The organism is Oscillospiraceae bacterium (assembly GCA_034925865.1).
Classification (GTDB): domain Bacteria; phylum Bacillota; class Clostridia; order Oscillospirales; family SIG627; genus SIG704.
This window is the reverse complement of the sequence record JAYFRN010000007.1, coordinates 92,346-104,644: the sequence shown is the minus strand read 5'-3', so window position 1 is coordinate 104,644 and position 12,299 is coordinate 92,346. Positions and strand designations below refer to the sequence as shown.

Annotated in this window: 8 protein-coding genes; 5 read left to right on the top strand and 3 right to left on the bottom strand. The window is 45.3% G+C overall.

The features are described from left to right. Positions 1-275 precede the first annotated feature (275 nt). The 4 genes from dnaG (at position 276) to VB118_04400 (ending at position 6,312) form a co-directional block, all read left to right on the top strand. Positions 276-2,033: a DNA primase gene (dnaG, locus tag VB118_04415; protein ID MEA4831847.1), complete on the top strand. Its 1,758-nt coding sequence runs from the start codon at positions 276-278 to the stop codon at positions 2,031-2,033. A gap of 96 nt (positions 2,034-2,129) precedes the next feature. Then, entirely contained in the window at positions 2,130-3,224 is a 1,095-nt protein-coding gene (gene rpoD / locus VB118_04410; protein MEA4831846.1) for an RNA polymerase sigma factor RpoD, read from the top strand. Positions 3,225-3,426: 202 nt separating this feature from the next. Next, positions 3,427-5,271, top strand: a complete 1,845-nt coding sequence (locus tag VB118_04405) for a hypothetical protein (protein MEA4831845.1) — start codon at positions 3,427-3,429, stop codon at positions 5,269-5,271. A 345-nt stretch (positions 5,272-5,616) separates the two neighbouring features. Further along, positions 5,617-6,312 carry a zinc dependent phospholipase C family protein gene (locus tag VB118_04400; protein MEA4831844.1) on the top strand — a complete coding sequence of 232 codons (696 nt, stop codon included), beginning with the start codon at positions 5,617-5,619 and terminating at the stop codon, positions 6,310-6,312. A 73-nt stretch (positions 6,313-6,385) separates the two neighbouring features. Here VB118_04400 and ytvI read toward each other — a convergent pair whose 3' ends face one another. After that, a complete protein-coding gene (gene ytvI, locus VB118_04395; GenBank protein MEA4831843.1) occupies positions 6,386-7,474 on the bottom strand; it encodes a sporulation integral membrane protein YtvI in 1,089 nt (362 codons plus the stop codon). A gap of 83 nt (positions 7,475-7,557) precedes the next feature. On the opposite strand from ytvI, the gene VB118_04390 reads away from it, so the two are divergent. Next, positions 7,558-8,805: a homoserine dehydrogenase gene (locus VB118_04390; protein ID MEA4831842.1), complete on the top strand. Its 1,248-nt coding sequence runs from the start codon at positions 7,558-7,560 to the stop codon at positions 8,803-8,805. 201 nt (positions 8,806-9,006) lie between these two features. Here VB118_04390 and VB118_04385 read toward each other — a convergent pair whose 3' ends face one another. Both VB118_04385 and VB118_04380 read right to left on the bottom strand, forming a co-directional pair. After that, entirely contained in the window at positions 9,007-9,963 is a 957-nt protein-coding gene (locus VB118_04385; GenBank protein MEA4831841.1) for a hypothetical protein, read from the bottom strand. A 161-nt stretch (positions 9,964-10,124) separates the two neighbouring features. Then, positions 10,125-12,293, bottom strand: a complete 2,169-nt coding sequence (locus VB118_04380) for a Tex family protein (protein MEA4831840.1) — start codon at positions 12,291-12,293, stop codon at positions 10,125-10,127. Between the last annotated feature and the right edge of the window lie 6 nt (positions 12,294-12,299).

Below are 12,299 nucleotides of genomic sequence, written 5' to 3'. Positions count from 1 at the left end.
TAAAAAAAGGTTTTACGAAAACCGGCGCGTATAATATTTTGTAAGCGGTTGAACTAACTCAAGTAATATCGACATTTATAATCAGCTTTAATAAACGCCTGATAATTGCCAGGTATATATTTAAGCACAAACCGGAAAACTAAAACATGATTTTCTGATGAGAAAACGCGTTGAGCAATTTTATATATCTCGACAATTAAATAATTACCGTAAAAGAGAGAAAAGGCTCTGGTATATGAGCTTTTCTCTCTAATAAGACAAGCAAAGGAGAAAGCATGCTGCCCGAAAGCTTCATACAGGAACTTAAAATGCGTGTGTCGCTTGAAGACATAGCCGGGCAATATGTGCGGTTAAAGCGAGCAGGATCAAATCTTGTCGGTTGCTGCCCTTTTCATAGCGAAAAGACGCCGTCATTTACCATTTATTCGCCCGGAGATCATTTTTACTGTTTCGGCTGCGGAGCGGGCGGAGATGTAATCACCTTTGTAATGAGGATAGAAGCTCTTGACTATATGTCCGCGGTAGAGCAGCTGGCTGAGCGCGCCGGAATGAAGGTTCCGGACGAGGGACAGGATGCCGGGCAAAGGACTGATAAACAAAGATATTATGAAATCAACAAGAAAGCGGCGCGTTATTTCTACGAAATTCTGATGTCTCCCCGTGGAGAGCCGGGCATGAAATATCTCATAAAGAGAGGGCTTGGCGTCGAAACAATAAGGCATTTCGGACTGGGATACGCCGGAGACGATTTTGACGGTCTTGTCGGATATCTGAGCAGAGAGGGATTTACGGCGGAGGAGATGAAGACGGCGTTCCTCGCGGGGATAGGAAGTAAAAGCGGAAAGCCGTTTGACTACTTCCGAGGACGCGTCATGTTCCCGATTATCGATTTGAACGGAAAAGTCTGCGCATTCGGAGGACGGATAATCGGCGACGGCAACCCGAAATATCTCAATTCGTCCGACACGCCGGTATTCAAAAAAAGCAGAACCCTGTTCGCGGGAAATTACGCTAAAAATGCCGGAACGGACTCGCTGATATTATGCGAGGGATATATGGACGTGATCGCGCTTCACGCGGCAGGCTTCACGAACGCCGTCGCGACGCTCGGCACATCGCTGACGGGAGAGCAGTCCAGGCTGATGAGAAGATATGCCTCGAAGGTTTTCCTGTGCTATGACTCTGACGAGCCCGGAAAAAAAGCCGCGAAACGCGCGATAGAGCTGCTTGACGCGGCGGATATTAAAGTCAAGGTAATAACGTTACAGGGCGCGAAGGATCCGGATGAATACATAAAAACCTTTGGCAAGGCAGCATTTCAAGAGGTGCTGGACGGATCCGAGGGACAGATAGAATACACCTTCAACAGCATAAAAGCCGGATACGACCTGAACGTTCCGGAGGATAAGCTGAGATTTGCGCGGGAGATATGCGCAAAGCTTTCCGGGATACGTTCTCCTCTTGAAAAGGAAGTATACATAGAGCGATTAAGAGAGCTTACGGGTCTGGACGCGTCGATTCTGAGAGCGGAGGCCGACCGAAGCGCAAAGCGCGCCGTCCGAAGCGCGGTAAGAGAACGCACGGAGGCCGATCTGAAGAAAACCGCGGGATACGGTGATACGGCAAACCCGGAAAAGATAAAGTATCCGGCGGCATGCGCCAAAGAAGAAGGCATCATTGGCATACTGCTGTTAAGGCCGGAATACCTCGCCGACGAGAAAACGAGAACGCTGGTTGATCCCGGTAATTTTGTGACAGCCTTCGGGCGAGAGGCCGTCACGGAGCTTTTAAAGCTCGGATCGGACGGCGGATTTGACTTTTCGTATCTGGCGCAAAGCTTTTCGCCGGACAAGCTGGGGGCGCTGACCAGGATGAAGCTCGCGCGCGCGTCGCTGACTGATAATTCACCGGCGGTTCTGGCGAGCCTTGCCGAATCGCTGAAAGAAGAAAAAAAAGCGGCGGAAAGCGCAGAAATTACGTCGGCGGAGGCATTGGCCGAGCGGTTAAAAGAGCTCAGAAAGCAAAAATCCTGAAATATATCTCACGGTAAATATTTCGGAGCCGTTTGGGAAAACATATTAAGCGGCAACCGGTTTATATAAATAATAATACAAAGGAAGTAACACGCGATGAACGAAAACCATAGGCCGACTATCAGCGAGCTGATTGAAAGAGGACGCCAAAAGGGTTCGCTTTCAAACAGCGAGATTATGGAAGCGATGGACGACGTTGATTTTGACAGCGATCAAATAGAAAAAATATATGAAACGCTTGAGAATATGGGAATAGAGGTAACGGATTATCTTGAGGTTCCTGATCTCGATGCTATTGAGGCGGATGTCGAAGCGTTTGATTCGCCTGAGGATGTAGAAAAGATTCTTGCGTCAGAAGGTATCGCGATCGAAGATCACGTAAGGATGTACCTGAAGGAAATCGGAAAGGTACCTCTGCTGGACGCCGGAAGAGAGCTGGAGCTTGCGACGAAGATGGCGCAGGGCGACGAGCAGTCGAAAAAGCTGCTTGTCGAGGCGAACCTCAGGCTTGTCGTCAGCATAGCGAAAAGATATGTCGGCAGAGGAATGTTTTTTCTCGATCTGATACAGGAAGGAAATCTCGGCCTGATGAAAGCGGTCGAGAAGTTCGATTATTCCAAGGGATACAAGTTTTCTACTTATGCAACATGGTGGATACGTCAGGCTATCACGAGAGCGATAGCGGATCAGGCGCGCACAATAAGAATTCCCGTACATATGGTGGAGACTATCAATAAAGTGCTGCGCGTATCGCGTCAGCTTCTTCAGGAGCTTGGTCACGAGGCGAGCGCCGACGAGATCAGCGAAGTGATGAATATACCTCCCGACAAGGTCAGGGAAATCATGAAGCTTGCCCAGGAGCCCGTGTCTCTGGAAACGCCGATAGGCGAGGAGGAGGACAGCCATCTCGGAGATTTCATTCCGGACAACGACGCGCCGGCACCGGCGGAGGCGGCAAGCCACACGATGCTGCGCGAACAGCTCGAAGAGGTGCTTGACACTCTTACTCCGAGAGAAGCAAGCGTATTGAAGCTTCGCTTCGGATTCAACGACGGAAGAAGCCATACGCTCGAGGACGTCGGAAAAGAATTTAACATAACCAGAGAGCGCATACGTCAGATAGAAGCAAAGGCGTTGAGAAAGCTCCGCCATCCGAGCAGGGCAAAAAAGCTGCGGGACTTTTTGGATTGAAACAGCTTCATTAATGCCTTAATAATGTAATATACGACAACATTTCACATCATTTGGATGTATAGCACAGAAATGAGGCTTTCATTTTAGCAAATATGCACAAGCGAATTGAAATAAAATTACCTTGACATAAATATTATTTTAGTGTAGAATATAGGATGAATTATACGCATCCGCGTTGTTCTTAAGGAGGACACAAGACATGAGAAAAAGATGGGTTAGTCTTCTTCTTGTAATGATTATGCTGTTGTCGGCGCTGTTAACCTCGTGCGCGAGCAAAGACGACGAAACAGTTGATCTAACTACATACAGATTACCTACATATCTGACGGTATATGCGATAACCGGAGACACGACGACACCGGAGGCAATACAGGCTGTACAGGCGAAGCTTAATACTTTTACAACAAAATTCAAGACTTCTCTTGTGCTCCGCTTTTATACTAAAGATAAATACCAGGAAGCCATAGAGGCGATGTGGAAGCAGTTTGAGGCGGATAAATCAAAAAAGCTCGCCGATGACGAAGCTGACAAGATCGCTAAAAAGGAACAGCAGGAATACGAAAAAACGCTTAACAAGGATGAGTTGCGCAAGCTCAGACAACAGCAGCGCCTTGATAAACGCGCCGCCGACAAGGCCGCGGCCGAAGCCGATCAGGAGCGAATAAAGGCGATCCTCAACGGTGAAGAGGGCGCGCCGGAGCCGATTACCTCCGCCCAGATGGATATTGTATATATAGACGGTTATGATTCATATGTATCGCTTATAGCCGGTAATCCGGATTATAACGGCGGCAGCGCGCTTTTACAGCCGCTTGACGAAAAGCTTAAGAGAGATGAAAAGCTCATTACCGATTATGTGAATCCGGTTATTCTTGCCGCCGCCGATCTTGGCGCGGGAAAGAGCGCGGCCGCCACATACGCAATACCCGTAAACAAAAGCGTTGCCAGCCAGGGAAAATATTTTCTGTTCAACAAAGCCTTGGTGGAAAAATATAATATGGATGTCTCGAACGTCAAGTCTCTTTATAACTGTGAAGACTTCCTTGCAACGATCAAGACAAACGAACCGAACGTAGTGCCGATGGTGAAGCCGGTTGAGCTCATGGGGCTTGATTTCTATGACGATGTTTACGGCGGCGCAATCAGCGTGACAAATTCCGAATACGGTCCGTTCCCATCGCTCGAGGCCAGCTCCACGTTTAAAACCTATTCGGTCAAATCTCATTTCGAGCGCATGTGGACATTCCGTCAGAATGGATATTTTGCGGCCGATCCCAACAACGCCCCCAATTTCTTCCTTGATATACGCACAGGATCCCTTTCCGATGTTGCCAAGTGGGAATCCGAAGGCTATATAGTAAGGACATATATCACCCCTACCGTAACCGCAAAAAATTGTCTTACCGGATTATACGGAATCAGCGCATACAGCAAGCTCTTTGACAGATCCGCCGAAATTCTCACCCTGCTCTATTGCAACGCGGATTTCAAAACCGTTTTCACATACGGTGTTGAAAATGTAAACTGGATAAAGAACGACGACGGCACGATAAGCAAAATTAACGATGATTATTCGATGGATTTCTATCAGACGGGAAATACATTAATCGGATATCATACATCAGACATTCCCGCCGATTACAGAGATAGCGCGATACAGTCCAATCTCATAATGAAACCCGACGGTTTTATCACGTTTGCCGGCACTTTTGACGAAGAGCAGCAGGATATTATCAAACAGGCAAACGAAATCGTTGCAGGCAAATACGAAGAGCTCTGCCAGGGCGTTGAGGATTGGGAAGCGCAGAACAACGATATTCTCGCGAAGCTCGATGCGATAGGCTTCCCGGACTTCCTCACAAACGTATTTAACGCTCAGTACGGTCCCGTTGCGACGGCGCTCTCTGAATCAGAGGCTGCCCGTAAAGCGCAAAAACCGCCGTATCTCGATGACAGCGCCAACAATGGCAAAACTGAAACCGGCGAATCTAATACTGAAGAAGTTAATACTGAAGAAGCTAATACCGGCGAAGTTGAAGAGTAAATAATAAAGTTAAGTTTAAACTTGCTCTTATAAAAAGAGATAGATTATTATAGTCTATCTCTTTTTTTTACAGTGAGCTCGGATAATGCCGATTGTTTTAAGCGGAGAATATACGCGCGTTTTTTACAATAACCGTAATTAGTATCACTATAACAACGACAACAAAATTCAACGACGTTACAAAAATTGATAATATGATTATATAATTATTGTTCTATTAACTTGGCAATTAAATAATGTCCGTTTAAAGAGAGAAAAGGCTCTGGTATATGGGCTTTTCTCTCTAATAAAGGCTCATTTAAATGCCGTTTTAATAATTGTCGTTTCAATAATATGGAGGATTTTATGGCAGGAACAGCTACACACCTGGCGATTGCAGATAAAATATACGAAATGAAAAACTGTAAAATAAAAAACCCGGCATTATTTTACTCTGGCAATATCGCCCCGGATGCTATTCACGCAAAAACTAATTATCAACGCTCAGATAAAAAAAGAACACACCTCACTGAAAATATTTCCGGTAACGACTTTCAAAACCCCGAAAAAATAGCAATGTTTCATACGAGAGTAAATAATTTTATTGATGCTTATTATGACCCAAATGATAAATATGCAGATTTATATTTGGGGTATATTGTTCACTTGATTACAGATGAATTGTTTAATATTCACATCAGAGAAAAATTTGTAATTCGAATGGAAGAAGACGGTGTATACAATGAGGATCCCGAGTTTTTCAAACGCATTATCAGCGATATAGAAAATATAGACCATATTGTTATTAACAGATATCCATATAAAAAAAATATAAAACAACTGTTGAATGATGTATGGGATTATGAAATTAAAGACTATATTTCATCGGATGAAATAAATCGAAGCAAAAAGTGGATTATTGATACATATCTAAGCGGAAAAGCAACAGATTCAAAAGCACTGTATTATGACTATGAATCTGCATATAATTTCGTATTATTTGCCTCTGGAAATATTGTTAATCGCCTTACTAACAATATTGATTACAAAATAATATTGTGATTTTCGTCTTGTCTGAAACAAAATTATATCATACCAAGTGATATAAAGAAATTTAATAATATCCTCTAAACAATTATCCGGCATCAGTCATTCTGCCGTGTCTTTTTTCAAGGCTCACTGCGGCGGCAACGCACATGGGCACCGCAAACATTCCGAACGCACCGAATAAAAACAGACCTAAGAATATGCTCATCAGCATCAACAACGGATGCAGCCCGGTGAATTCACCGACGATCTTCGGTTCGATCATCTGTCTGACAACGGTGATTATTATATAAAGGATAAGAAGCCCGATGCCTGTTTGGGTCGAGCCGCGTATAAATTCAATCACAAACCAGGGAGCCAGCACGGTTCCGCATCCAAAAACGGGTAGTAAATCCACAAAAGCTATTCCAAAAGCAACGGTGAACGGACGCGGAATACCGACAATCAGCATTCCGAAAAAAAGCTCCGTCAAAGATATCAGAAAAAGCATTGAATACGATTTCAAATAGCATCTTGTCACATACAAAAGTTCTTTAGCAAAATCCTTGAAGTATGTTCTTGCTTCACAGGGTATTATGCCGAGAATAAAGGAATTACATTTTCTGAAATCGCATGAAAGATAAAACGCAGATATGCAGAATACCGCTGTAAAAATAAGGATTTTAGGCAAAATACCAATCACAACGCCCGCGGCTGTCGGAAGATATGAGATCAATTTACCTGCGTAAGTTGTAATAAAATTGAAAAATGAATCGGAAAGCTGAGCAGAAAAAGCGGAATCCTCCGAAAATGGCAGCTTATATAAAAATTCTCTCACCGAGTCAAGCACATTTTTAACGCTTCCCGCAAACATATCAAAATTTTCGGTAAGCCATACATAAAGCGAGGCGCTTACAGATACAAGCTTCGATATACACAGAAATCCAAGTGAAACCGGCAATGCTGTGATGAGAATCACATAAAAACCTGCGGAAAGCTTTGGAGGAATTTTATACGATCGGTACATCAATTCTATCGGCTTTTGGACGCAATAAGCGGCAAGCCAGGCGAGCACAAATGGAAACAGCCAAAAAAACAGACCATCGCTGATATATTTAACGAAAAGATATATAATGATAATATAAAAGATGACTATAACAGTTCTTTTATATCCCTTTTCCGGAAGAAACAACGGCAAAAGCTCCTTTATATCTTGAATTTCTGCATAGCATATGATATAATTATAAGATGATATAGACTTTACAAGGATAGGATATTAGCATGATAAATGTTGCAATACTCGGATTCGGCGTGGTGGGCGGCGGAGTATATGACGTAATCGAAATGAACAGCAATCGTCTTGCGTCTCGCGTCGGAGAAGAGGTAAGAGTTAAAAAAATACTCGATCTGCGTGAGTTCCCGGGCACTCCTTTTGAAAACCTGATTACTCACGATATAAACGATATAATAAACGACGATGAAATAACGGTTGTTGCCGAATGCATGGGAGGCTCTCATCCGGCGTTTGATTATTCTCTTTCTATAATAAAAAGTGGGAAACATGTGGTGACCTCAAATAAAGAAGTCGTTTCTAAATTTGGCAGCGAGCTGATAGCGGCCGCGGCTGAACACGGAGTCAGATATTTGTTTGAAGCAAGCGTCGGCGGAGGTATACCTCTTATTCATCCGCTGTGCGAATGTATGAGCGTTAATTTAATATTGAAAATCGCAGGAATATTAAACGGAACGACAAATTATATTCTTACGCGCATGTTCGGAGACGGAGCTTCATTTGATTCCGCGCTTTCTGAGGCTCAGCAAAAGGGTTACGCCGAACGAAATCCGTCCGCCGATATCGACGGGCTGGATACCGCACGTAAAATATGCATACTTTCCGATCTTGCTTACGGTATTACAGTTTTGCCGGAACAGATTACAACCGAAGGAATCCGCACAATTTCTTCAAAGGATGTTGCCGATGCCGAGGCATATGGAGCGACGATAAAGCTTATCGGTTATTCTGAAAAAGCGGGCGAGGGTATTTATTGTATAGTATGCCCGTTTTTTGTTCAGACAGACAATGTTCTTTCCGGAGTAAATGATGTTTTTAACGCTGTTAAAATAACCGGAAACGCGGTCGGCGACGTTGTGTTTTACGGCAAGGGAGCAGGAAAGCTTCCTACTGCCTCTGCGATGGTTTCAGACATAGCTGAAGCTATTATCGGCTCATCCTGTTCCGTTTCCTGGATTGAGCCGGACAAAACCGAAAGCGATGGGTATATAAAGCCCATCTCCTCCCGCGTTGCGCCCATGTATCTTCGTTTTTCATCGGATAAAGCCGGACAGGAGCAAATCCTTAAAGCTTTTGCTTCCTGTGAAGTGGTCTCACGCGATGAGATTTCATCAAAAGAAAGAACGATTTCGATTGTATGCGCTCCGGCCTCAGAGGATGAAATAATGAAAAAGGTTGCCGAGCTTGACCGTTTATATTCTGTCAAGCTTGAATCCAAAATCAGGATTCTTGCATAATATATACCTTCATAAAACATCACCGGAACAGGCAGACATAATGCCTGTTCCGGTGATGTTTATAATGTTGCATTCGTACGTAAAAATGCTGCCTATAAGCGGTCACGCCTGTAAGCAGCATTATTTATCCTGATTACTCTGAATAACAGTTTTAAAACTTTCGTTCAGGCAGGAGCTGATTCCAAAGCTTAAAACTTCCTGTTATCTTGCTCTTTTCTTTGAGAACACAACTGCGCATGAAGCGGAAATAACAAGCGCGATTACAACGAAGACAAGTCCGTCGCCGGTTTCAACAGGTTCTTCGGTGGTGGGTTCTTCGGTGGTAGTTGCGGGATGTGCATCAAAATAAGCCTTGGCGACTGCTGCGTCTGCATCCTTTTCAGCAGAGCATCTGCCGGTGTTTGCTTCGGTGCTGTTTACGGCAATGCTGCTGTCGGCAAGCTTAGCCATGAATGTATCAAACGCAATATTTGAGCATGCAACGCCTTTTCCATAGTAGAGGCGGAAGGTCACATAAGCGGTCTTGTCAGGGGATGTGAAGGTTCCGTTAGGTCTGTCAGAGCCATCTTCTCCGGCATATGAAGCGCCTTTTTTAATAGTCTTTTCTATTTTTTCGGTTTTGAGAAGGTTGAGGTCCGCATCCCAGAATTCAACCGCGCATCCGATAACGGCGCCTTCTTCGGTGTTCTGGCTGCCATAGAGATAGTATATATATACATCTTTATTGGGCTCTAACGGTGAAAATTTTGTACGGAGACCGACATCCTTGGATCCGTCGCTTGTCCAGCCAATAGCTGCAGAGCCGTTCCAATACCAGCCGCTCGTGATAACAGAATCTGCATCGACATATGTGTTATCGCCGTAGAAGGCAAAGGCGTAAGGAAGCTTGTCCTTGTCATAATATGTAGTATCCGGGGTCGCAAAGCCTGTCTTATCGTCGATTGTCGGTTTATTATACTCGCTGCTGACGCCGTCCGCACTGAAGCTGCCGGCTTTTCCGTTTCCGTCGAAGCCTTCCATGAGTATAACTCCGTTTTCTACGCTGTCCCATGCGCGGAACTGCGGCTTTTGGGTAAACTGCAGAGCGCTCGCCGGAATAACAGCGGGTATAAGCAGAGCCAATGAAATAATGACTGCAAGAATTTTCGAATTTTTCATGCTTTTCTCCTTTTTGACTATAGCTATGTGATTATAGTTTTTGCATTCCAATTATATCATACTTTATTATAAAATCAAGCGTCTTATTATTGAAACGGCAATGAAATATTAATATTTGTGATCTCAATACACATATTTATGACCGTAATCAATAACCGGAATTATTTCTTCATTGTAAGCGCAATGCGTTTTTTCTGCGGATCGACGGAGAGGACACGAACCTTCACCGTGTTGCCCACAGCGAGCACCTCGGATGGGTGTCGGATATAGCGATCAGATATCTGTGAGATGTGGACTAGGCCGTCCTGATGGACTCCAATGTCTATAAATGCGCCGAAATCACATACATTTCTGACCGTTCCGACCAGCTCCATACCCTCTTTTAAATCGTTTAAATCCATGACGTCGTCACGAAGCAGGGGCTGCGCAAAATCGTCGCGGATGTCGCGTCCCGGCTTTTCAAGCTCCGATATAATGTCGTTGAGCGTGGGAAGCCCAATTACGAGCTTTTCCGAAAGCATTTTCTTCCCCGCTTTTTCGCATAACAGCGACATGGACGATATACCGCCTTCAAGGTCGTTTACCGTAAAGCCGAAATTGTTCAGAAGCTTTTCGGCGGCATCGTATGATTCAGGGTGAACGCCGGTGTTGTCGAGCGGATTTTGTGCGCCCGGCAGCCTTAAAAACCCGGCGCACTGCTCATATGCCTTCGCTCCTATCCTCGGCACCTTTAACAGTTGAGAACGCGAAGCAAACGCTCCGTTTTCTTCTCTGAATTTCACTATGTTCTTTGCGCTTTGCGCGTTTATTCCCGAAATGTATGACAAAAGCGAATATGAAGCCGTGTTGAGGTCGACACCGACGCTGTTGACGCAGGATTCTACCACTCCTCCGAGCGCTTCTGAAAGTCTGGCCGGCTTCATATCATGCTGATACTGTCCGACTCCTATTGATTTCGGGTCGATCTTGACAAGCTCGGCCAGCGGATCCTGCAGTCTTCTCGCGATAGAAACGGCGCTGCGAAGCGTAACATCGTAATCCGGAAATTCCTCAGCACCGAGCTTGGACGCGGAATAAACCGATGCGCCGGCCTCTGAAACCATCATATATTTTACTTTCAGAGAATTGCGCTTTATGACGCCGGAAATGAATATTTCGCTTTCCTTTGAGGCCGTGCCGTTGCCTATCGCGACTGTGTCTATATGATGCTTTGAAACAAGCCTCAATACAGCTTTTTCAGATTCTTCGATGCGTTCCTGCGGCTTTGTCGGGTAAATAACACCCGTATCCAAAACTCTTCCTATCGGGTCTACAACCGCGAGTTTGCAGCCTGTGCGGTATCCAGGGTCAAAGCCGAGTACGGTTTTGCCCTTCAAAGGCGGAGTAAGCAAAAGGTTTTTAAGGTTTTCTTCAAAAACCACAATCGCCTTTTCACACGCTTCGTCAAACAAAGCGCTTCTTATATCACGTTCAATGGCCGGGGCGACAAGACGCGAATAACTGTCCTTCACCGCGGCTTCGACTGTTTCGGTGAATATGCTTTTTTCTCCGACAGTCTTCTGAATCAGGTAATTGAGCGGAATATATTCTTCAATAACAAAGTCCACCTTAAGATACCCTTCGTTTTCGCCGCGGTTTATGGCCAGAAGGCGGTGAGGCGGAATTTTCGAAAGCTTTTCCGAATATTCAAAATACATCGAATAAACGGCGGCCTCCTGCAACGCCTTTGCCGCGTCGCTTACCGCGCAGACAGAAAGCGCGGCGTTTTCAAATGTCAGCGCGCGGACGGTTTTTCTGAATTCGGCGTTGTCGGAGACATCCTCAGCGATAATGTCCATTGCGCCGGCAAGCGCCTCCTCCGGCGTGGAAACACCTTTTTCGGTATTGATGTAATCCGCCGCGAATTCCTCCGGCGATTTTCCGGAGTTCTTTTTTATTTCCTGAGCGAAAATTAACTGCGCAAGAGGCTCCAGCCCTTTTTCGCGCGCGACAGAGGCACGTGTCTTGCGGTGAGGCTTGAACGGACGGTAAATATCCTCCACCTCCGTCAATATCTCGGCCGCTTCCAGCGCGGCGGAGATATCCTCAGTCAGCTTGCCCTGTGATTCTATCGACGCGCGCACTTCCTCCTTGCGCTTTTCAAGCCCGCGGAGGTATTCCAGACGTTCAGAAAGCTGTCTTACAACCTGATCGTCGAGAGAGCCCGTGACCTCCTTGCGGTAGCGCGATATAAATGGGACGGTGTTGCCTTCATCAAGAAGCTTAATTGTGCTTTCGGCCTGCTCGGTTCTAAGTCCGAGCTCAGATGCGATTTTTTGTGTTATATTCATTTAAAT

Bases quoted from the DNA above. Each gene is read 5' to 3' on its own strand.
- dnaG (MEA4831847.1), top strand. From the start codon at position 276: ATGCTGCCCGAAAGCTTCATACAGGAACTTAAAATGCGTGTGTCGCTT.
- VB118_04390 (MEA4831842.1), top strand. From the start codon at position 7,558: ATGATAAATGTTGCAATACTCGGATTCGGCGTGGTGGGCGGCGGAGTA.
- VB118_04380 (MEA4831840.1), bottom strand. From the start codon at position 12,293: ATGAATATAACACAAAAAATCGCATCTGAGCTCGGACTTAGAACCGAG.
- VB118_04405 (MEA4831845.1), top strand. From the start codon at position 3,427: ATGAGAAAAAGATGGGTTAGTCTTCTTCTTGTAATGATTATGCTGTTG.
- rpoD (MEA4831846.1), top strand. From the start codon at position 2,130: ATGAACGAAAACCATAGGCCGACTATCAGCGAGCTGATTGAAAGAGGA.
- VB118_04385 (MEA4831841.1), bottom strand. From the start codon at position 9,963: ATGAAAAATTCGAAAATTCTTGCAGTCATTATTTCATTGGCTCTGCTT.
- VB118_04400 (MEA4831844.1), top strand. From the start codon at position 5,617: ATGGCAGGAACAGCTACACACCTGGCGATTGCAGATAAAATATACGAA.